The organism is Gelidibacter salicanalis (genome assembly GCF_007997285.1).
In the GTDB taxonomy this organism is placed as follows: Bacteria; Bacteroidota; Bacteroidia; order Flavobacteriales; family Flavobacteriaceae; genus Gelidibacter; species Gelidibacter salicanalis.
The window spans coordinates 393,950-415,837 of record NZ_VORX01000001.1 but is presented as its reverse complement, the minus strand read 5'-3'; the positions used below and the strand labels follow the sequence as shown (position 1 = coordinate 415,837).

At 38.3% G+C, this 21,888-nt stretch carries 17 protein-coding genes; 11 read left to right on the top strand and 6 right to left on the bottom strand.

All coding sequences use genetic code 11. The features are described 5' to 3' along the window. Positions 1-92 precede the first annotated feature (92 nt). The 8 genes from ES711_RS01795 (at position 93) to ES711_RS01760 (ending at position 10,982) form a co-directional block, all read left to right on the top strand. Positions 93-545 (top strand): MarR family winged helix-turn-helix transcriptional regulator, encoded by a 453-nt coding sequence (locus tag ES711_RS01795; RefSeq protein ID WP_146889096.1) that lies wholly within the window; start codon positions 93-95, stop codon positions 543-545. Positions 546-549: 4 nt separating this feature from the next. Next, the gene (locus ES711_RS01790) at positions 550-2,943 is read left to right on the top strand and encodes a 3-hydroxyacyl-CoA dehydrogenase/enoyl-CoA hydratase family protein (RefSeq protein ID WP_146889093.1); all 2,394 of its coding nucleotides are present in this window, start codon (positions 550-552) and stop codon (positions 2,941-2,943) included. Between the two features lie 116 nt (positions 2,944-3,059). After that, positions 3,060-4,250 carry an acetyl-CoA C-acyltransferase gene (locus tag ES711_RS01785; protein WP_146889091.1) on the top strand — a complete coding sequence of 397 codons (1,191 nt, stop codon included), beginning with the start codon at positions 3,060-3,062 and terminating at the stop codon, positions 4,248-4,250. A 38-nt stretch (positions 4,251-4,288) separates the two neighbouring features. Beyond that, positions 4,289-4,654 (top strand): four helix bundle protein, encoded by a 366-nt coding sequence (locus ES711_RS01780; protein WP_211363039.1) that lies wholly within the window; start codon positions 4,289-4,291, stop codon positions 4,652-4,654. A gap of 43 nt (positions 4,655-4,697) precedes the next feature. Then, the gene (locus ES711_RS01775; protein WP_146889088.1) at positions 4,698-6,503 is read left to right on the top strand and encodes an acyl-CoA dehydrogenase family protein; all 1,806 of its coding nucleotides are present in this window, start codon (positions 4,698-4,700) and stop codon (positions 6,501-6,503) included. A gap of 224 nt (positions 6,504-6,727) precedes the next feature. Further along, complete coding sequence (locus ES711_RS01770; protein WP_170245223.1) at positions 6,728-7,987, top strand: DUF6265 family protein; 1,260 nt, start codon at positions 6,728-6,730, stop codon at positions 7,985-7,987. A gap of 31 nt (positions 7,988-8,018) precedes the next feature. Next, positions 8,019-9,356, top strand: coding sequence for a M28 family peptidase (locus ES711_RS01765; RefSeq protein ID WP_146889083.1), 1,338 nt, complete (start codon positions 8,019-8,021; stop codon positions 9,354-9,356). Positions 9,357-9,359: 3 nt separating this feature from the next. Continuing rightward, entirely contained in the window at positions 9,360-10,982 is a 1,623-nt protein-coding gene (locus ES711_RS01760; protein ID WP_146889080.1) for a M1 family metallopeptidase, read from the top strand. Between the two features lie 129 nt (positions 10,983-11,111). On the opposite strand, the gene ES711_RS16230 is transcribed toward ES711_RS01760, so the two are convergent. The 4 genes from ES711_RS16230 to ES711_RS01750 all read right to left on the bottom strand — a co-directional run bounded on the left by ES711_RS16230 (position 11,112) and on the right by ES711_RS01750 (position 14,311). Then, on the bottom strand, positions 11,112-11,258 hold the full coding sequence (locus ES711_RS16230) for a hypothetical protein (RefSeq protein ID WP_170245222.1): 147 nt from the start codon (positions 11,256-11,258) through the stop codon (positions 11,112-11,114). 24 nt (positions 11,259-11,282) lie between these two features. Continuing rightward, positions 11,283-11,432 (bottom strand): hypothetical protein, encoded by a 150-nt coding sequence (locus ES711_RS16225; protein ID WP_170245221.1) that lies wholly within the window; start codon positions 11,430-11,432, stop codon positions 11,283-11,285. 138 nt (positions 11,433-11,570) lie between these two features. After that, positions 11,571-13,037 carry a magnesium chelatase gene (locus ES711_RS01755; protein ID WP_146889077.1) on the bottom strand — a complete coding sequence of 489 codons (1,467 nt, stop codon included), beginning with the start codon at positions 13,035-13,037 and terminating at the stop codon, positions 11,571-11,573. Positions 13,038-13,183: 146 nt separating this feature from the next. After that, complete coding sequence (locus ES711_RS01750; protein ID WP_146889074.1) at positions 13,184-14,311, bottom strand: vWA domain-containing protein; 1,128 nt, start codon at positions 14,309-14,311, stop codon at positions 13,184-13,186. A gap of 181 nt (positions 14,312-14,492) precedes the next feature. Between ES711_RS01750 and ES711_RS01745 the strand changes: the two genes are divergently transcribed. Further along, positions 14,493-16,433: a S9 family peptidase gene (locus ES711_RS01745; protein ID WP_146889071.1), complete on the top strand. Its 1,941-nt coding sequence runs from the start codon at positions 14,493-14,495 to the stop codon at positions 16,431-16,433. A 74-nt stretch (positions 16,434-16,507) separates the two neighbouring features. Here the strand turns inward: ES711_RS01745 and ES711_RS01740 are convergent, their stop codons facing one another. Further along, positions 16,508-17,476 (bottom strand): App1 family protein, encoded by a 969-nt coding sequence (locus ES711_RS01740; RefSeq protein ID WP_146889068.1) that lies wholly within the window; start codon positions 17,474-17,476, stop codon positions 16,508-16,510. Positions 17,477-17,538: 62 nt separating this feature from the next. Between ES711_RS01740 and ES711_RS01735 the strand changes: the two genes are divergently transcribed. After that, positions 17,539-18,450 (top strand): diacylglycerol/lipid kinase family protein, encoded by a 912-nt coding sequence (locus ES711_RS01735; protein WP_170245220.1) that lies wholly within the window; start codon positions 17,539-17,541, stop codon positions 18,448-18,450. A gap of 120 nt (positions 18,451-18,570) precedes the next feature. On the opposite strand, the gene ES711_RS01730 is transcribed toward ES711_RS01735, so the two are convergent. Beyond that, positions 18,571-19,248 carry a Crp/Fnr family transcriptional regulator gene (locus tag ES711_RS01730; protein WP_146889062.1) on the bottom strand — a complete coding sequence of 226 codons (678 nt, stop codon included), beginning with the start codon at positions 19,246-19,248 and terminating at the stop codon, positions 18,571-18,573. Between the two features lie 104 nt (positions 19,249-19,352). Between ES711_RS01730 and ES711_RS01725 the strand changes: the two genes are divergently transcribed. After that, positions 19,353-21,728, top strand: coding sequence for a heavy metal translocating P-type ATPase (locus ES711_RS01725; protein WP_146889059.1), 2,376 nt, complete (start codon positions 19,353-19,355; stop codon positions 21,726-21,728). Positions 21,729-21,888: the final 160 nt, after the last annotated feature.

The following is a 21,888-nucleotide window of genomic DNA, read 5'->3' as shown; positions in this document are numbered from 1 at the left end:
TTTTATCAGTTATAAAATTTCTGAATAAATAGTTTCAATTTACTATGCATGCATAATAAATTTTTGTATATTTGGATTCCTTATGATTTACAATGAAAGATAAAACCATTGATTATGTGCTAAAAACCACTTGGTTAGCAGTTACAAAAATGTATAATGAAGAAGCTTCAAAATTTGACACTACTATGGCAACCGGCTTCGCATTACTGAGTATTGACCCCGAAAAAGGAACTCCTTCTACTGCTATGGGACCGAAAATGGGCATGGAAGCCACGAGTTTATCCAGAACTTTAAAAGCTATGGAAGCACGAGGCTTAATTGAACGCAGACCCAATCCGGAAGATGGCCGCGGCGTTTTAATTTTTCTGACCGATTTTGGGAAAGAAAAACGCGCCTACTCTAGAGAGAAAGTTCTGATTTTCAATGAAGCCATTAAAAAGAACGTCTCTGATGAACAACTGAAACACTTTTATGAAGTGGCTGAAAAAATCAATAACATGATTTCAAACAAAAATATTTACAATCAAAAAGAAAATAGTTTATAACAATATGAGCAAACGTAGAATAAAAAAAGTAGCCATTATTGGCTCTGGAATTATGGGAAGCGGTATTGCATGTCATTTTGCCAATATTGGTGTTGATGTGTTGCTTCTTGACATTGTTCCAAGAGAATTGACAGATGCTGAAAAAGCGAAAGGATTAACTTTAGAGGACAAAGCCGTTAGAAACAGAATTGTAAACGATTCTCTAACTGCCTCTCTAAAATCGAAACCCTCTCCTATTTACCACCAATCTTTTGCAAGTAGAATTACGACAGGTAATCTTGAAGATGACATTGCCAAAGTAAAAGATGTAGATTGGATTATGGAGGTTGTTGTGGAACGCTTGGATATTAAGCAGCAAGTTTTTGAAAAACTTGAGAAACACAGAACGCCTGGCACGTTGATTACGTCTAACACTTCAGGTATTCCTATACACTTTATGAGTGAAGGCCGAAGTGAAGATTTCCAAAAGCATTTCTGTGGAACCCACTTTTTTAACCCTGCGCGTTACTTAAAATTATTTGAAATCATTCCTGGTCCAAAAACATCTCCAGAGGTGTTGGATTTCTTAAATGGTTATGGTGAAAAATTCTTAGGAAAAACATCCGTTATTGCTAAGGATACACCGGCATTTATCGGAAACCGTATCGGAATTTTTGGAATTCAGAGTTTGTTCCATCAAGTTAAGGAAATGGACTTGACGGTTGAAGAAATAGATAAATTAACCGGACCGGTTATTGGCCGTCCAAAATCGGCGACCTTCAGAACTGTAGATGTGGTTGGATTAGATACATTAGTCCACGTGGCTAACGGCATCTACGACAACTGTCCAGATGATGAAGCGCACGACCTTTTCAAATTACCAGATTTCATCACTACCATGATGGAAAATAAATGGCTGGGAAGTAAAACTGGCCAAGGTTTCTACAAAAAAGAAGGTAAGGATATTAGAACCTTAGATCTCAACACCTTAGAATATAGAGATCGAAAATCAGCTCGATTTGCAACTTTAGAACTAACAAAAACTGTAGATAAAGTTGTAGACCGTTTCCCGATTTTAATCTCAGGAAAAGATAAAGCAGGCGAATTTTATAGAAAGAACTTCGCTGCAATGTTTGCGTATGTTTCCAATAGAATTCCAGAAATAACCGATGAGCTTTATAAAATAGACGACGCTATGAAAGCTGGATTTGGATGGGAACACGGCCCTTTCCAAATTTGGGATGCCGTTGGGGTTGAAAAGGGAATAGAATTGATGAAAGCAGAAGGTTTAGAACCAGCAGCCTGGGTTACAGAGATGTTAGCATCGGGCAGCAAATCATTCTATACAGTTAAAGAAGGCAATACTTTCTTTTATAATATCCCATCAAAACAACAAGAGAAAGTTCCAGGACAGGATGCATTTATCATTTTAGATAACATCCGTAAGTCGAAAGAAGTCTTTAAAAACTCTGGTGTTGTTGTTGAAGATTTAGGAGATGGCATTTTAAATGTTGAGTTCCAATCTAAAATGAACACTATAGGAGGTGATGTACTTTCAGGCTTAAATAGAGCTTTTGACATCGCTGAAAAAGATTTCGCAGGATTAGTTGTTGGTAACCAAGCTGCAAACTTCTCTGTTGGCGCAAACATCGGAATGATCTTTATGATGGCTGCTGAACAAGAATACGATGAATTGAATGCGGCAATTAAATATTTCCAAGATACGATGATGCGCATGCGCTATTCTGCTATCCCAACGATTGCTGCACCTCATGGTATGGCACTTGGCGGTGGTTGCGAAATTTCATTACACGCTGATATGGTAGTTGCTGCAGCTGAAACTTATATGGGACTAGTAGAGTTTGGAGTCGGTGTGATTCCTGGCGGCGGTGGTTCTAAAGAAATGGCCTTACGTGCTCAGGATACCTTTAGAAAAGGGGATGTAGAATTAAATACCCTTCAAGATTATTTCCTAACTATTGGTATGGCTAAAGTCTCTACTTCGGCTTATGAAGCTTTTGATTTAGGCCTCTTACAAAAAGGAAAAGACATTGTGGTGGTCAATAAAGACAGACAGTTGGCGACAGCGAAAGCACATGCTAAGCTAATGGCAGATGCGGGTTACACGCAACCTGTAAGACGTACTGATATTAAAGTGCTCGGAAAGCAAGCCTTAGGAATGTTCTTAGTAGGAACAGATGCTATGGAAGACAGCCAGTACATTAGTGAACATGACCAAAAAATAGCCAACAAACTAGCTTACGTGATGGCTGGAGGCGATTTATCAGAACCAACTTTAGTATCGGAACAATATTTATTGGATTTGGAACGTGAAGCTTTCTTATCATTATGTACCGAAAGAAAAACTTTGGAAAGAATTCAACACATGTTGAAAACAGGGAAACCGTTACGTAATTAGAAAATAGATTAAAGAATAAAGAGAAAAGAAGCCATTTAAGAATGTTGAAACAGATAAAAAAGTCTTACTTCTCTTATCTTTTTTCTCTTTTCTCACTAAAAACATAAAATACAACTATGAAGACCGCATATATAGTAAAAGCATACAGAACTGCTGTTGGTAAAGCGCCCAAAGGTGTTTTCCGATTTAAAAGAACGGACGAGCTCGCTGCTGAGACCATTCAGTACATGATGAAAGAATTGCCTAACCTCGATAAGAAACGTATTGACGACGTTATTGTGGGTAACGCCATGCCAGAAGGTGCGCAAGGCCTTAATATGGCACGTTTCATTTCGTTAATCGGATTGGACAGTGTAGATGTTCCCGGTGTAACCGTTAATCGTTTTTGTGCCTCAGGTATCGAAACTATTGGAATTGCCACTGCTAAAATTCAAGCAGGAATGGCCGATTGCATCATTGCAGGTGGTGCTGAAAGCATGAGTGCTGTACCGATGACAGGATTTAAACCAGAATTAAATTACGATACCGTAAAAGCGGGTCACCCGGATTATTATTGGGGCATGGGAAATACTGCAGAAGCAGTGGCCAACCAATTCAATGTGTCTCGTGAAGATCAGGATGAATTTGCCTATCATTCGCATATGAAAGCATTGAAAGCGCAAGCAGAAGATCGTTTTCAAAAACAAATTGTACCAATTACTGTGGATCAAACGTATATCGATGCCAACGGTAAAAAAGCCACAAAATCTTATACAGTCACTAAAGACGAAGGTCCAAGAGCAGGAACAAGCATAGAAGCCCTTGCTAAATTGCGTCCAGTATTTGCAGCCAACGGAAGTGTTACGGCAGGAAACTCATCACAAATGAGTGATGGTGCTGCGTTTGTAATGATTATGAGTGAAGACATGGTTAAAGAATTAAATCTTGAACCAATTGCGCGCTTAGTCAATTATGCCGCTGCAGGTGTTGAACCGCGCATTATGGGTATCGGTCCTGTGAAGGCGATTCCGAAGGCGTTAAAGCAAGCAGGTTTACAGCAAAAAGACTTAGAATTGATTGAGTTAAACGAAGCGTTTGCTTCACAATCTCTTGCCGTTATCAGAGAATTGGATTTAAACCCTGACATCATCAACGTGAATGGAGGTGCCATTGCCTTAGGTCACCCACTAGGCTGTACGGGTTCAAAATTATCGGTTCAGTTATTTGATGAAATGCGTCAGCGTAATATGCAAGGAAAATACGGAGCCGTGACGATGTGCGTAGGTACAGGTCAAGGTGCTTGTGGGATATTTGAATTTCTCAATTAGAATATAGAGTAGAGAAAATAGATAAGAGACAAGTTATAATGGGAATTAGAAAACGTCATAACTATAAAAATTTGAAAATTTGGGCGTTAGGATTGGAAATCGCAAATGATATTTCTGACTTATTAATCGAGTTTCCAAAGCACGAACGTTTTGACCTAAGTTCCCAAATGAATAGATGCTCGGTTTCAATACCAAGTAATATTGCTGAAGGATCTGCAAAAACAAACAAATCATTTAGCAATTATCTCGATATCTCTTTAGGATCTTCCTTTGAATTAGGAACTCAATTATTGGTAGCAAAACACAGAAAATATATAAACGAACAAAATTTAAAAACACTAGAAGAAAAAATAGAAGAATTCCAAAGAATGACGATGGGATTTCAAAATGGACTAAATGAGTAGTCTATTTTCTCTTCTCTTTTTTCTCTTTTCTTAAACTAACAACATGGAAGCACAACAAGAAAAAGAAATACTACGAGGTGGACAATTCCTCGTGAAGGAAACAAAATGCGAAGACGTATTTACGCCTGAAGATTTTAACGAAGAGCAAAAAATGATGCGTGACTCGGTTATTGAATTCAATGATCGTGAAATCATTCCGCACAGAGATCGTTTTGAGGCCAAAGATTATGCACTTACTGAAGAAGTCATGCGTAAGGCTGGAGAAATGGGATTCTTAGGCGTATCTGTTCCTGAAGCTTACGGCGGATTGGGAATGGGGTTCGTGTCCACCATGATTGTATGTGAGTACATTTCTAGTGGAACAGGATCTTTCAGTACTGCTTTTGGAGCACATACAGGAATTGGTACAATGCCAATTACCCTTTATGGAACTGAAGAGCAGAAACAAAAATATGTTCCAAAATTAGCAACAGGCGAATGGTTTGGGGCTTATGCTTTAACCGAACCTGGTGCTGGATCTGACGCCAATTCTGGTAAAACTACTGCTTCACTTTCTGATGATGGCAAATCATACAAAATCAACGGACAAAAAATGTGGATCTCCAATGCGGGATTCTGCGACTTGTTTATTGTATTTGCGCGTATAGAAAATGATAAAAACATCACCGGATTTATCGTTGAGAAAGATCTTCACAATGGCATTTCTTTAGGTGAAGAAGAGCATAAATTAGGAATTCACGCCTCTTCAACACGTCAAGTATTCTTTAGTGATACAGTAGTTCCGGTTGAAAACATGTTGGCTGGTCGTGGCGAAGGATTTAAAATAGCTATGAACGCCTTAAACATTGGTCGTATTAAATTAGCAGCAGCGTGTTTAGATTCTCAAAGAAGAATTACAACAAACGCCATTGTATATGCCAATGAACGCAAGCAATTTAACACTCCAATTTCAGACTTCGGCGCTATTAAATTGAAATTAGCTGAATTGGCAACCAATTGTTATGCTGGGGAATCGGCATCGTATAGAGCTGCTAAAAACATTGAAGACCGTATTGCGCTTCGTGAAGCTGCAGGTAATTCGCATCAAGAAGCCGAATTAAAAGGTGTTGAAGAGTACGCTATTGAGTGTTCTATTTTAAAAGTGGCAGTTTCTGAAGATCTACAACATTGCGCTGATGAAGGTATCCAAATTTTTGGTGGGATGGGCTTTTCTAAAGACACGCCTATGGAAGCGGCCTGGAGAGATGCACGTATTGCAAGAATCTACGAAGGAACAAATGAGATTAACAGAATGTTATCTGTAGGGATGTTGGTTAAAAAAGCTATGAAAGGTCATGTCGATTTATTAGGTCCTGCTCAAGCAGTAGCTGATGAATTGATGGGCATTCCATCTTTTGACACCCCTGATTACTCTGAATTATTTGCAGAAGAAAAGGAAATGATTGCTAAACTGAAGAAAGTTTTCTTGATGGTTGCCGGTGCTGCAGCTCAAAAATATGGCGAAAAATTAGACAATCAACAGCAATTGTTATTGGCTGCATCTGATATTTTAATCGAAATTTATATGGCAGAATCCACTATCTTGAGAACTGAGAAAAACGCTAAACGTTTTGGTGAAGCCTCTCAAGAAATTCAGATTGCCATGTCTAAATTATACTTATACAATGCCGTTTCTATTGTAGAAAAGAATGGTAAGGAAAGTATTATTTCATTCGCTGAAGGAGATGAGCAACGTATGATGTTAATGGGTCTGAAACGTTATGTAAAATATGCAAATTATCCAGACATCGTTGATTTACGTAAAGCAATTGCTGAAAAAGTGAAAGCTGACAATAAATATAGTTTCTAAAATTCTGACTAACATAAATTTTATTAACTAAGAAAAGCCAATTCATGAATTTGAATTGGCTTTTTGCTTAATGTAAATAAGCACTGCTCGCTTACTTTCGTTTGATGGAATAGGCACCTCGTTATCCAAATTTTTCTTATAGAATAGATTCAAAAATGATATCTTTATGAAAATTTATGCCCATGCGATCCTATTTAATACTTCTAGTTGTGCTAAGTCCTCTGATGAGTTTTGCACAACCCAATACTGAGGTTTTCCTATTTGATTTACATACGGACCATGGTGCTTTTAAACTCTCCAAGGTTCAAAACATTTCAAATAATGAAGGTTATGATAATCAGCCGTCGTTTATAGATGATCAAACCATTTTATTCTCTAGCACTAGAAATGGCCAAACCGATATCGTTAAATATGATCTGCATTATGGCTCCAAAACATGGATTTGCTATACTGAAGGTAGCGAATATTCACCTTTAAAAATTCCTAATCAAAATGCAGTATCCGCCATTCGGCTAGATCCTAATGGCACGCAGCGCTTATACCGTTATGATTTACAACTCATCACCAATAAAGTGCTGGTTGAAGATCTGATAGTCGGTTACCATGCCTGGACTGGCGAGAATCAACTGGTGTCAGCAGTATTAGAAAATGATAGACTGTCACTGTATTCCTCCAATTTAAACTCCAATGAGAATAAAAGAATTGCGACTTCTGTCGGAAGATCGCTTCAGCACATTCCAAACACGAAATTGATCAGTTTTATTTCTAAAAACTCGGTTGGTGCCTCCGATATCAAATCGTACAATTCCCTAAACGGCAAGATTAAAACTATTGCAAAGACACTTCCTGATAGTGAAGACTTAAATTGGCTCACAGAAGATAACATCCTTATGACTAAAGGTGACGCTATTTATAAACTCAGCATCAGTAAAAACTCTGGTTGGTTTAAAGTGGCCTCACTAAAAGACTTTGGTATTACTAATCTGACCCGCTTAGCGATAAGCCCGAACGGTAAAAAATTAGTGATTGTTGGGGAGTTGACTGGTAAGGAGGTCATTAATCCAAAGTTTTTAGAAGAAAGTACAGTTCCCACATTGGAACAGGTTAAATGGATTTCCGGCAATTGGAAAGGCGAAGCGTTTGGCGGTCAAACGGAAGAAAATTGGAGCGAACCTTCCGGCGGATCGATGATGGCCACGTTTAAACTAACCGATAAGGATACAGTGGTGTTCTATGAGATCATCATCATACGGGAAATCGAAAACACCCTCATCTTACAGCTTAAACATTTTGGAAATGATCTTAAAGGATGGGAAGAAAAAGATGAGACCATTGATTTTCCATTACAAGAAATTACGTCCGAAAAAGTTAGTTTTGAAGGCATGACCTTTGAGAAAATAAGTGATCATGAAATGAACGTTTACGTTGATATAAAGCAAGATGATGGCAGTATTGAAAACGTAAAATTCCCTTATAAAAAATAAATCATCCACACCTCTTCTAAATAAATCCTTTATGACTACAATCTTAAAATATGGCTTGACACTTTGCATTTGTGTTAGCCTGAATGCCCAAACAGATCCAAAAATATACGACATTATTGACGCTGTTTCGGCAGACCGCATTGAAAAAGATGTGCAAACGCTGGTCAATTTTGGAACCCGAAATACCTTTAGCGATACCGTTTCCGAAACTCGGGGTATTGGTGCTGCCCGACGTTGGATTAAAAAAGAATTTGAAACCATCTCCAAAGAATGCAATAACTGTTTTTCTGTTTCTTACCAAAAAGATTTTGTAACCAAAGAAGGTAATAACCGGGTGCCACACGATGCCTATGTAGTTAATGTAGTAGCCATCCAAAAAGGCACTACATATCCCAACCGTTATATCATTATGAGTGGTGATATTGATTCGCGCGGCAGCGATACCATGGATTTCACTACTGACGCTCCCGGCGCTAATGATAACGCGTCCGGAATGGCGGGAACCATTGAGGCGGCTCGTGTGTTATCAAAATATAAATTTGAAAGCAGCATTATTTACGTAGGGCTATCCGGAGAAGAACAAGGTCTTTTTGGCGGTGCTGGTTTGGCTGCTTATGCTAAGGCACAAGGTTGGGACATTATTGGAGTTCTCAATAATGACATGATCGGTAATATAGAAGGTGTTGATGGGGTCATTGACAACCGTTCCTTTAGAATTTTCTCTGAACCCGTCCCTCCTACTGAAACTGAAAAGGAGCGTCAAATGCGCCGATTTTATGGTGGCGAAGTCGATGGGATTTCGCGTCAATTGGCACGTTATGTATACAAAACTACACAAACGTATATGCCAGAAATGAATCCGATGCTGGTCTATAGATTAGATCGTTTTGGCAGAGGCGGGCACCACCGTCCGTTTAACGATTTAGGATTTCCTGGCATCCGTATTATGGAGGCCCACGAAAATTATACCCAGCAACATCAGGATATCCGTACTGAAAACGGCATTGCCTATGGTGATACCTTTGAACACGTTAACTTCCCCTATGCTGCTAAATTAACCACGGTCAATGCGATTAACATGGCGAGTTTAGCATCCGCTCCGCCTCCACCTAAAACAGTTGCTATTGGTGGGATTGTGGAGCCGTCAGCTAAATTAAAATGGGACAAGGTAGACGGCGCAAAAGGCTATAAAATATATTGGCGAGACACAACCTCCCCTACTTGGGACCATTCACGATACGTTACAAATAGCGAAGAATTTACGCTCAATGGCATTGTCATTGACAATTACTATTTTGGCGTCGCTTCTGTGGGTGCTAATGGTCATGAGAGCGTAGTTGTGTTTCCAAATTCAATTATAAGAGATTAAACCATGAACAAGTACATTTTAATAGTTATTGCCATAGTAATTTCTCAAACCGCAACGGCCCAAGAAAAATCGTTTACAAGACAGGATACGTTGAGAGGTTCCATAACGCCCGAACGCGCTTGGTGGGATTTGACCTATTACCATCTCGATGTTGAAGTAGATCCCGCAACCAAATCCATTAAAGGAAAAAACACCGTTCAGTATAAGGTTTTGGAACCACACAACGTGCTTCAAATTGATTTACAGGCTCCTTTAACCATTACCAAAATCACTCAAGATGATATTCCTTTAGAGGTTTCAAATGACGGCAATGCCCATTTTATCACCTTAAAAAAGAAGCAGGAAGTTGGAAGTGTTCAAAGTTTAGACGTGTTTTACGAAGGGCAACCTAAAGAAGCCATAAGAGCGCCTTGGGATGGTGGATTTTCTTGGAAAAAAGATGACAACGGCAATGATTTTGTAGCGACTTCCTGCCAAGGACTTGGCGCAAGCGTGTGGTGGCCCAATAAAGATCATATGTACGATGAAGTAGATAGCATGTTGATCAGCGTAACTGTTCCTAAGGACTTGATGAATGTTTCTAATGGTCAATTACGCAGTATTGAAGAACATAACAATGGGAAAAAGACTTATAATTGGTTCGTCAATAATCCCATCAATAATTATGGCGTCAACGTCAATATAGGCGATTATGTCCATTTTTCAGAAGTTTATAATGGCGAAAAAGGACCTTTAAAAATGGATTATTACGTGTTACGGGACCATCTCGATAAGGCAAAAACACATTTCAAGGATGCCCCACGAATGATGGAAGCTTTTGAACATTGGTTTGGCCCCTATCCGTTTTATGAAGATGGTTTTAAATTGGTGGAAGTGCCTTATTTAGGGATGGAACACCAAAGTTCAGTAACGTACGGCAATCAATATAAAAAAGGGTATTTAGGCAATGATTTGTCAGGCACAGGCTGGGGATTGAAATTTGATTTCATCATCATCCACGAGTCGGGTCACGAATGGTTTGCCAACAATATCACTTACAAAGATATTGCGGACATGTGGATTCATGAGAGTTTTACCGCCTATTCAGAAAGTTTGTTTTTAGATTATTTTTATGGAAAGGACGCCGGTGCGGCCTATGTGATCGGAACACGCCGCGCTATTTTAAATGACAGCCCAATTATTGGACCGTATGGCGTGAACCAATCAGGATCAGGAGACATGTACTACAAAGGTTCCAATATGCTGCACACGCTGAGACATTGGATAAATGATGATGCGAAATGGCGTGAAATTTTAAGAGGATTAAACAATACCTTCTACCATCAAACTGTGACTACTGCTCAGATTGAAAATTATATTTCTGAAATGTCTGGCATTGATTTAAGCGCCTTCTTTGATCAGTATTTGAGAGATCATCGGCTTCCAACTTTAGAATACCAATGGACTGATGGGCAGTTAAACTACCGTTGGGCAGATACAATTGCTGATTTTGACATGCCAATTGATGTGACTATAGATGGAAAACGACAACGCATAGTCCCAAAAACAAATTGGACAACACTAAAGACTAGGGAAAATTCATTGACAGTTGACCCAAATTATTATGTGGCTATCAAAGAATTATAGCGATGTTTTACAGTTTCACTTTGATTGAAATTAATCAGTAAACATTAATAAAAGAAAAAAACAAACCCAGTAGCGACCTACTGGGTTTTTCAATATAAGTGTGTTTAATTACTTAAGGCCTAGTCAAAATTAAGCTTTAATTTGCTTTGGTTCTGATTTTTTATCTTTTTGGTATTTATAAATTAAATATGCCAATTGAATACCTATCAGAACCATACTCATCTTTTTCCCTTTAACAAGAAAATTTGCCATTCCTAATACATTAGTTGCTGTCATACTGATTTGAGTTTTAAATTTAAGTTACGCATTATCACGAGGCTGATGTTTCTCTTGCTTTTGCTTCACTTGTGGATTAATTTCTTTACCATCAGAGGCTTTCTCTTTAATATTGATGGCTTGATTTTTCAAGCTTTGTTTATCTTGAGATTGTGTTTCTTCAGTCTTTTTCATAATAGTTCCGTTTAAATTACTATCTAAATTACTATCTAAATTACTATCTAAAATAGATTACCCTATAAAACTACTTGAAATCCCAATACGAGCTTGATCCATATAAATCAATGATGTCCTTAATTAAAATGAACTTCCCTAGATGCCGCTAATAAAACTCCCGTAAGGATCCTGAAATTGGGTGCCCTCTGAAAAACGGAATTTGTTTAACTGCTTAAATTCTACTAAGGCCCAAAGCACAAATTCTTTCACGAAATAACTGTCCTCTGAATTGAGATTAGGTTGGTGTGCTGCCAACAACCCGTCTAACGGTGTAATGGCATCTAATACCTTCTTATACTCTGCTTCGTTTAAGTCGTCCAACAATTCAAATCCATCTTTCTGATTGAAAAACCACGAGACAATATCATCATAAGCAGTTTCAGCATCTTCTTTCTTCAATTTATCAATTTTCGGAAAAAACTCTTCAAAAAGACTTTTAACCGCTTCGCCAATCAAGTTATAGGCTACCACGGCGGCACCTTCCTGCTCGCCTTCATAAACCAACTCCACTTTTCCGGTGATGGACGGAATAATGCCCACAAAATCACTTAAGCGTACCATCGTTTTAGTATCGCCCGCTTTTAAGGCGCGACGTTCTGCTGTACTCAATAGATTTTCCAAAGCTGTAATGCTCAACCGTGCACTCACGCCACTTTTAGCATCAATAAAATCGCTTTCACGCGCTTCAAAGACAATCTGCTCCAATAAATCCCGGGCTAAATCAGGAACGGCAACCATGTCTTTTTGACCTTCTACTAAACGTGCTTCCTGCTCTGTAATCAATCGTGCAGTTTCAATATCAGTCGGATAATGGGTCAGAATTTGAGATCCGATTCTATCTTTTAGAGGCGTAACAATACTTCCTCTGTTGGTATAATCTTCAGGGTTTGCTGTAAATAAAAATTGAATGTCCAAGGGCAGTCTTAACTTGAAACCTCTGATTTGAATATCGCCTTCCTGTAAAATATTAAATAAGGCTACTTGAATTCGTGCTTGTAAATCTGGCAGCTCATTAATCACAAAAATACAGCGATTCGCTCTAGGAATCATGCCGTAATGAATGACGCGGTCATCAGCATAACTCAATTTTAAATTAGCTGCTTTTATAGGGTCGACATCCCCAATTAAATCGGCTACAGTAACATCTGGAGTGGCCAATTTCTCAGCAAAACGTTCACTTCGGTGCAACCAAAAAATTGGCGTATCATCACCTTTCTCTTTAATTAATTCTTTAGCAAATCTCGAAATAGGCTGCAACGGATCATCATTAATTTCTGAACCTTCAACTACAGGAATGTATTCATCCAAAAGATTCAGCATCAAACGTGCTAATCTAGTTTTTGCTTGTCCGCGCAACCCTAATAAATTAATATTATGGCGAGATAAAATGGCGCGCTCCAATTCTGGAACCACAGTGTTTTCATAGCCGTGAACGCCTTCAAAAGTGGTTTCTTTATTCTTAATTTTCTGAATCAGATTATCTCGTAATTCATCTTTAATGGACTTACTTTGGTACCCGGCTTTTTTAAGTTCGCCTAAGGTGGTTATTTTTTCTATGTTCATATTCTGTTTCTATATTTTGTACTGAGAACGCCAAAAACTTATTGATTGTGTAATCATAATATCCAATCAGCATTTTCTTCTCTACTTTCTATTTTCTCTTCTCTATTCTCTAATTTCTATTTTCTATTTTCTATTTTCTAAAAAATTTAACCCCGAATCCGTTTCTTCCGATTCGTTTCATAATCCTCAAAAATCATTTCGCCCAACCCTTTAAGTCCGGTATAAAATGCTTTGCCTTGATTAGCGTGTGTAAATTCCCTCACAAACTGCATTAAATATGGGTCTTGCGCAATCATAAAGGTGGTGATGGGGATGTGTAGTTTTCTGGCCTGTTGCGCCATATCATAACACTTGTTGGTAATGTAGGGGTTTAAACCTGCACTGTCTTTATAATACTGGCCGTCCGGAAGGCGCAAACAACTTGGCTTCCCATCCGTGATCATAAAAATTTGCTTATTAGTGTTTCGCTTGCGTCGTAGCAAATCCATCGCCAACTGCAACCCTGCAACTGTATTGGTATGGTAAGGCCCGACCTTTAAATACGGCAAATCTTTGATTTCAATTTGCCAAGCGTCATTTCCAAATACAATGATATCTAGGGTGTCTTTAGGATAACGCGTGATAATCAATTCGGCCAATGCCATAGCCACTTTCTTTGCTGGAGTAATCCGATCCTCGCCGTATAAAATCATACTGTGGCTGATGTCAATCATCAACACGGTACTCATCTGCGATTTATGAAGCGTTTCTTCAACCACCAAATCGTCTTCAGACAATCTAAACTCGCCAATACCGTGATTAATTTGAGCGTTCTTTAAACTCTCCGTCATCGATACTTTGTCCAAAGCGTCCCCAAATTGGTAATTTCTAAAATCGCCGGTATGCTCATCACCAATTCCGGGACTTTTACTTTTATGATTCCCTTGGCCACTGCGCTTGATATTTCCAAAAATATGGTCTAAAGCTTGCTGGCGAATGGCCCGTTCTGTTTTCGCGGTAATCGCTATACCGCCGTTTCCATTTGGATCAATTTCTTCTTTGATGTAACCTTTCTTCTTCAAATCTTCAATAAAATCATCAACGGTATATTCAGCGGTGGTCAATTTATATTCTTTGTCCAATTCGCGCAACCAATCAATGGCTTCGTCAAAATCGCCAGAAGTATGTGTAATCAATTCCTTAAATATCTCGAATAACTTATCGAATGGAGATTGAAATGGGGCTTCATAGGTTTTAAAGACAAAACCTTTACGAATGTTATTATTATTTGTCATAGCCTTATAAAAATACGACATTTTGATCGACCCCTATCGCTATTAACATCGATTTTGCAAATCAGGTAATGCGTTTTTATTATCTTTAGGGCAAGTCATTGACTTATAGCACCTCATCTGTCGTTTACATGCCTTAGATTTCAAACATAAATAGTAACTAATTAACACAAGAACCAACCCTATGAAACACTTTATATTCATCTTCTTAATTTTGGCAAGCACAAGTTGCAAAGACAAGAAAGCCTCAGAAAAAGAAGACACTGCAATAACCGTGCACCAATACACTATTGAACAATTTATGGATAACGAAGCCGTAGGTGGGGGCAGTTTTTCCTATGATAATTCCAAACTTCTAATTTCCAGTAACCGTTCAGGAATTTACAATGTGTACACTGTGCCCACTACTGGTGGCAGTTACACGCCGATTACTGCCTCAGACAGCACATCCTATTTTGCCGAATCATTTTTCCCACATGATGACCGGATGTTGCTATCTGCAGATGGTAATGGTGATGAAATTAACCATATTTTTTTAAGGGACAGCACAGGTACCATCACAGATTTGACTCCTGAAAAAGCTGCGAAAGCCGAGTTTTACGGCTGGGCAGAAGATGGCAAGTCGTTCTATTTTGGCAGTAATAAGATGAACCCTAAATTTTTTGATGTGTATGAAATGGAGGTTGCCAAGTTCAGCGCAAAGATGATTTATCAGAATAACGATGGACTTAATTTTAGCGCCATTTCCAAAGACAAAAATTACATCGCCTTGGTTCAATCCTTAAACACTAATGACAGCGATCTGTACGTGTATAACGTTAAAACCAGACAAAAAACAAAAATTAACGCCAACCAAAGTAGTAATTCCGCCCAAGATTTCTCTAATGATAGTAGCGCTTTGTATTACACCACAGATGATGGGGTTGAATTCTCCTATTTAATGACCTATGATTTGAACACCAAAGAAACTTTTAACGTGTTACAGAAACCATGGGACATTATGGGTGCTGACCTTACAGAAAACGGAAATTATATGGTGGTTTATGTCAATGAGGATGGCAAAAATGCGGTAGAAGTCATTGACACAAAAACAGATAAACCGATAGATTTACCCGATTTTGGAGATCAGAGCATTACGAGCGTTGGTTTTAGTAATGACGAAAAATGGATGCGTTTATATGTGGGTGGCTCTAACATGCCATCCAACTTATTCACCTATAATTTTGAAACGAAAGTGCAGCACCAACTTACCAATGTTTTAAATGAAGAGATTCACCCGGAAGATTTGGTTACAGCCAAAGTAGTGCGTTACAAATCTTTTGATGGCGTTGAGATTCCTGCCATTTATTACCTGCCACATCAAGCTTCTGAAAACAATAAAGTTCCGGCCATGGTTTGGGTACACGGCGGTCCGGGAGGACAAACCCGTCAAAATTTCAATTCGATGATACAATATATGGTCAATCAAGGTTACGCTGTGTTGGCAGTTAATAACCGTGGCAGCAGTGGTTATGGAAAGACGTTTTACCAAATGGACGATTTAAATCACGGTGAAAAGGATTTGCAAGATTGTGTAGAAGGAAAAAATTGGTTGGCTACTCAACCAGAAATTGATGGTGATAAAATAGGAATTATTGGTGGCTCTTACGGCGGTTATATGACTATGGCAGCACTGACCTATGCCCCGGAAGAATTTGATGTGGGCGTGAATTTATTTGGAGTAACCAACTGGATCAGAACTCTAAAAAGCATTCCGCCGTATTGGGAATCCATGCGAAAATCATTGTACTTAGAACTAGGTGATCCGTATACGGCTGATTCCATGCGACTGAAGCGGATTTCGCCCTTATTCCATACGGATAAAGTTACCAAGCCTTTAATTGTATTACAAGGAGCACAAGATCCTCGAGTGCTACAAGTGGAGTCTGATGAAATTGTAGCTGGAGTCCGTAAAAACGGTGTACCTGTAGAGTATGTGCTTTTTGAGGATGAAGGGCATGGATTTGTAAAAAAGGAGAACCAAATTGAAGCCTATAGTAGAGTGGTTCAGTTTTTGGACACCTATTTAAAGAACAACGGTAAGCAGAGTGACTTTGATCTAAAAAATGAAAAGAAATACCCGTAAAAGAATAAATTCTTGGCTTTAGATCAATAAACCCACATTCCATAGAGGATTTGGAATCCTTACACTAGTCAAAATTAGATAATATTAATAGATTTTGAATGTTCTATTGCCTTTTGACTAAATTGATAATAACAGGTTGCCACGTCCATACTTGCTACATTAGCTAAAATAGTGGTGACCTTATTTTTTTTAGAGTTTGATGTCTGACGGATATACACTGCTTTAATGTTTTTAGGGAAAATTTTACAGATGCGTTCATAAATTTGTGGATCATGTTGAGAATCATCGCCCAGAAGCACATATTCCAATTGCGGATAAAACATAATAATATCCTTAATTTTGAAAAATTTATGATCGTGACTACCTCGTCCTGTAAATAAAAAATCTGAAATGCCTGTCTTTATTTTTTTAAGTTTTATAACCGCTTTGGGAAGCTCGTGGAGGCGTGCAAAAGTTTCAATAAATTCGTACAAATTCCATTCACTACTCGACACATAGAAAAAAGAATTAAAAGCTTGCTCATTGGTTTGGCCTGCCGCACTAAGCGCTTTGTAGTGTTTCACCACATCTTCAAAAATTTTCCGTCTGTTGACGTTTCTCAACAAAAGCACGTACAATTTTTTGACAAAATTATTACTGTGCGAAATCAAAAAGGTATCATCAATATCTGAAATTATTCCTAGTTTGCTTTTAAAAGGCTTTAAAACTTCACCGTAATTTACAATTCCAAAGTCATTTAATTTACAACACACTTGGTACGGATGCCATCCGCTTTCCAAAAATTCATTATAGGGAACGGTAAACCTAAAAAAACCATCGTCCAAAGTTTTAGTGCTCACTCTAAGATCTTTAAAGATCAGGGATACTTCAACATTAGGAAATGGTTTAATCCTGAACATATGCAAAATGGATACGGCATGTCGAATTCCTTTTTTATCTAACCGATATTTATCTGGAGCCCAAGATTGAAACACATGGCCAGAAACAATGAGTTCCTGATCATTAACATAGCCGCGATATAGTTTTAAATCGAGTTTTGACAATTGAAAAATAATTATTTTTAATACGCTACAAATTACTAAATTTAAGCAGTTTTATGGGTGTTATGGATTTAAAAAATAAATTATTGGTAGTGGTCAATCCCATTTCCGGTGGTGCCGTAAAGGATGAATTGATTCAGGAAATTGCTGAGCTGTTAAATGACCGCCAAGTGGCATTTACAATCTATGAAACTACTGGTGAGAAGGATGAATACCATATTAGAGAACTATTGGAAGCGCAATCTATTCAAAAAATATTGGTAATTGGTGGAGATGGCACCATACAAACGGTTGCAAAAGCTGTAGATAAAAGAGATGTTGCCTTAGGCTTAATTCCCGCAGGATCTGCCAACGGTTTAGTCTCCAATTTTGAATTTTCAACCAATGTTGCAAATCAAATAGATATTGCGTTGGGAGACTCTTACATATTAATGGATATGATCTCTGTTAATGACCATCTCTGTTTGCATATTGCTGATCTTGGTATTAATGCGACTCTAATAAAAAATTATGAAAATTCTGAGATACGCGGCAAATTGGGGTATGCACTTCAAACCATCCCTACTCTAATGGAATCTGATTTACCCTATAGTTTTTCCCTGACCTTTAATGACCAAACAATCCATTTACAAGGAGTGATGGTGGCCATTGCCAATGCTAAACAATTTGGTACTGGAGCGGTGATCAATCCTAAAGGAAAAATGGACGATGGTGTATTTGAAGTGTTGATCTTTAAAAAATTGATGCTGGTTGATATTTTAAAAACTTTAAATGAGGACTCTTACAGAAACCCGGATTTTGTAGAGTGCTTTCCTGTCACAAAGGTCACTATAGCATGCCAACCTGAAGTGGCATTGCAAGTGGATGGCGAATTTATAGGCAAAGTTCAGAAGGTTTCGGCCGAACTGCTCTCTTCAAAACTAAAGATTATGGTGCCCGCACAAAGCAAAGAAATTCAAGAGCGTTTTAATCTATAATTTTGAACAGGATTTTTTTGAGGCAATGTAGTATATAAACCAGGGCAATAGTAGAGCGACAAATCCTCTAATTAAATGGGGATTTCAATCTCATTCTTTCAACTCAACACAATAATCTCCTTACTCAACACCTTCGAGAACCTTGAAATTTTCAATCTTAATTTTTTTACCAAAAGTTGAAATCAAACCTTCCTTTTTAAATTGAGATAGGATGCGAATGGCGGATTCTGTTGCAGTTCCTACAATACTGGCATAATCTTCACGTGACAAATGGACCTTCAAATACCCTTCTTTATCCACCCCAAAATTTTTGCTAACATAAATAATGGTAGCCGCGAGACGCTGCCTGACCGTTTTTTGAGCCATATTAATCAGATCATCTTCTGCTTCTCGCAAACCTTGGGCAAGATTCTGCAATACATCAAACGAAAAGTCCCGATTGGTTTTGATTGCGCTTATAATTTCCTCTTTGGGCACAAAACATAGTTCCATCGTATTAAGTGCAATGGCGCTTAAGTTGGTTCGTTCATTGCTGATTATAGAACGTTGGCCTATCAATTCTCCTTTGCCCATCAACTTGATAGTTTGCTCTTTTCCGTTTGCACTTAATTTAACCAATTTACAAAGCCCCTCTCTAACGCAGTATACCCCATTGAGCATTTCATTTTCATAAAAAATAATATCACCCTTTTTATATTTTCTGGTGGTCTTACAAGCGGACACCTGTTTTATCTCCTCTTTCGTCAATGTATTCATCCCATTCAATTGACGTGCAATACATTGTTTACAACTACTCATAGCTAAATAAATTGACCTCCAAAATTACGAAAAACATGACAAATATCATAGTTTAAAGTCCTATCAATTTTGCACCTTTGCAAGAGGTATAAATGAGCATAATTATGGAGCTATCAAGCTGTTTCCACTGTGGCGATCCTTGTGACACGTCCACAGTTCTTCATGATGATAAATCTTTTTGTTGTCAAGGTTGCAAGACGGTTTATGAGATCTTCTCAGAAAATGACCTCACCTGCTATTACGACTTACAATCTAACCCAGGGACAACGCCCAATGACATTCAAGGAAAATACGATTTCCTAGCCCAACAAAACATCATTGATAAATTAGTGGAATTTGATGATGGAAAATCGCAAATTGTAACACTGTTCATTCCACAAATTCACTGTAGTTCATGTATTTGGATTCTAGAGAACCTCAACAAACTCAATCCGAATATTTCATCGCCTCAAGTTGATTTTGGCAAGAAAACAGTACGCTTGCAGTACAATTCTGCAACATACAGTCTGAAGGAGGTTGTCATCTTACTAAGTTCCATTGGTTACGAACCCTATATTAGTCTTGAAGATTTTTCTACTGGCAAAAGCCACGTCAACCGCTCGTTAATCTATAAGCTCGGCATCGCTGGTTTTGCTTTTGGGAATGTGATGTTCTTATCCTTTCCGGAATATTTTGAGGTTAATGAATTCTGGTTGGAACAGTATAAACCATTCTTTAGATGGTTGATGTTCGCATTTTCCCTACCCGTAGTATTTTATGCGTCTTCAGATTATTTTATATCCGCCTACAAAGGACTTCGTGCTAAAGCGCTAAACATTGATGTGCCCATTGCTTTGGGAATTATCGTCCTGTTTTTAAGAAGCACGATAGACATTATGTTCGATTTCGGTTCAGGATTTTTTGATAGTTTAACCGGATTATTGTTCTTCCTCTTATTAGGGAAATTCTTTCAACAAAAAACCTATTCCTTTTTATCTTTTGAACGCGATTACAAATCCTATTTCCCCATTGCCATCACCAAAATAACCAAGGATGGGAAAGAACAACCAGTTCAAGTTTACGACATCAAAGAAGGCGACCGATTGTTGATCAGAAATGAGGAACTCATTCCTGTAGATGGTATCCTGATTAAAGGAAACGCGAAAATTGACTACAGTTTTGTAACGGGCGAATCCGAAGCCATCCGGAAAACATCTGGAGATAAACTTTTTGCGGGAGGCAAGCAAACCTCTGGAAGCATTGAAATGGAAGCGCTCAAAAGTGTAGAGCAAAGTTATCTAACCCAATTGTGGGGCAATGATGTCTTCAATAAATCTAAAGAAGACGGCTTTACGACCCTAACCAACGTCATCAGTAAACGCTTTACCATTGTCGTGTTGAGCATTGCTTTTATCTCCACCAGCTTCTGGCTATTTTACGATTCTAGCAAAGCACTTAATGTGTTTACGTCTGTATTGATCATTGCCTGTCCTTGTGCCATAGCTTTAGCGGCGCCATTTACCCTCGGGAATATGTTGCGCATCTTTGGCAAACATAAATTTTATCTGAAAAATGCGACAGTCATTGAGCAAATGGCCGCCATCAATACCGTCATTTTTGATAAAACAGGCACAATCACTTCCAACAAACAAAGCACCGCCACTTATGAAGGCGCATCTTTATCGACATCTGAAGAACTGTTATTGAAAAACACATTACGAGGCTCCAACCATCCGCTTAGTAGAACACTATATGCGCTTTTAGATGAAAATGACATTATCACTCTTGATGAGTTTGAAGAGCATTTAGGCCAAGGCATTGAAGGCGTGCATCAAGAAGACCGGATCAAAATAGGCTCGGCTAATTTTGTGGGGAAAACTAACGAAACTGCCTTGTTAAATACTGCAGTGCACATTAGTAGCAATAACACTTATAAAGGAAAATACACCTTTTACAATAGCTATAGAAAAGGCTTGGCACAGTTGTTTAATACCTTGAAAAAACAGTATGACTTAGCCATATTATCTGGTGATAATGAAGGCGAATTGGAAAACTTGAAGAAATTGTTGCCCGTAAGAACCAAGATGTTATTCAATCAGAAGCCAGACCATAAATTGGAATACATTAAATTCCATCAAAGTGAAGGTGCAAAAGTAATGATGATTGGCGACGGACTCAATGACGCGGGCGCCTTGGCCCAAAGCAACGTGGGGATAGCGCTTTCAGAAAATGTCAACGTATTTTCCCCTGCTTGCGATGCCATTTTAGATGCGGATAAATTCAATAATTTGGGCGACTTCCTCGGTTTATCCAAATCGGCCATTAAAATTGTCAATTGGAGTTTTATGCTGTCATTGTTTTATAATGTCATTGGGGTCTATTTTGCGGTTACAGGACAATTGGCACCGGTAATTGCCGCGATTTTAATGCCGTTAAGTTCCATCAGCGTGGTAGTGTTTACAACAATCGCTACAAATTGGGTATCCAGAAAATTGAAATAAATTATCTAAACAGTATTTTAAGATAAAATTGTATAAATTTGAAGCAATCGGGGATTTAACTCCCTAAAACCAGTGGTGATTTTAACAGCAGAAAATCACAAAATATGATAAATATCATAAAATAACTTTGGCGTCAAGAGTAATTTTGAGCCATAACTTC

Excerpts from the sequence above, each read along its gene's own strand:
- ES711_RS01795 (WP_146889096.1), top strand. The coding sequence starts at position 93 with ATGAAAGATAAAACCATTGATTATGTGCTAAAAACCACTTGGTTAGCA.
- ES711_RS01790 (WP_146889093.1), top strand. The coding sequence starts at position 550 with ATGAGCAAACGTAGAATAAAAAAAGTAGCCATTATTGGCTCTGGAATT.
- ES711_RS01785 (WP_146889091.1), top strand. The coding sequence starts at position 3,060 with ATGAAGACCGCATATATAGTAAAAGCATACAGAACTGCTGTTGGTAAA.
- ES711_RS01780 (WP_211363039.1), top strand. The coding sequence starts at position 4,289 with ATGGGAATTAGAAAACGTCATAACTATAAAAATTTGAAAATTTGGGCG.
- ES711_RS01775 (WP_146889088.1), top strand. The coding sequence starts at position 4,698 with ATGGAAGCACAACAAGAAAAAGAAATACTACGAGGTGGACAATTCCTC.
- ES711_RS01770 (WP_170245223.1), top strand. The coding sequence starts at position 6,728 with ATGAGTTTTGCACAACCCAATACTGAGGTTTTCCTATTTGATTTACAT.
- ES711_RS01765 (WP_146889083.1), top strand. The coding sequence starts at position 8,019 with ATGACTACAATCTTAAAATATGGCTTGACACTTTGCATTTGTGTTAGC.
- ES711_RS01760 (WP_146889080.1), top strand. The coding sequence starts at position 9,360 with ATGAACAAGTACATTTTAATAGTTATTGCCATAGTAATTTCTCAAACC.
- ES711_RS16230 (WP_170245222.1), bottom strand. The coding sequence starts at position 11,258 with ATGACAGCAACTAATGTATTAGGAATGGCAAATTTTCTTGTTAAAGGG.
- ES711_RS16225 (WP_170245221.1), bottom strand. The coding sequence starts at position 11,432 with ATGAAAAAGACTGAAGAAACACAATCTCAAGATAAACAAAGCTTGAAA.
- ES711_RS01755 (WP_146889077.1), bottom strand. The coding sequence starts at position 13,037 with ATGAACATAGAAAAAATAACCACCTTAGGCGAACTTAAAAAAGCCGGG.
- ES711_RS01750 (WP_146889074.1), bottom strand. The coding sequence starts at position 14,311 with ATGACAAATAATAATAACATTCGTAAAGGTTTTGTCTTTAAAACCTAT.
- ES711_RS01745 (WP_146889071.1), top strand. The coding sequence starts at position 14,493 with ATGAAACACTTTATATTCATCTTCTTAATTTTGGCAAGCACAAGTTGC.
- ES711_RS01735 (WP_170245220.1), top strand. The coding sequence starts at position 17,539 with ATGGATTTAAAAAATAAATTATTGGTAGTGGTCAATCCCATTTCCGGT.
- ES711_RS01730 (WP_146889062.1), bottom strand. The coding sequence starts at position 19,248 with ATGAGTAGTTGTAAACAATGTATTGCACGTCAATTGAATGGGATGAAT.
- ES711_RS01725 (WP_146889059.1), top strand. The coding sequence starts at position 19,353 with ATGGAGCTATCAAGCTGTTTCCACTGTGGCGATCCTTGTGACACGTCC.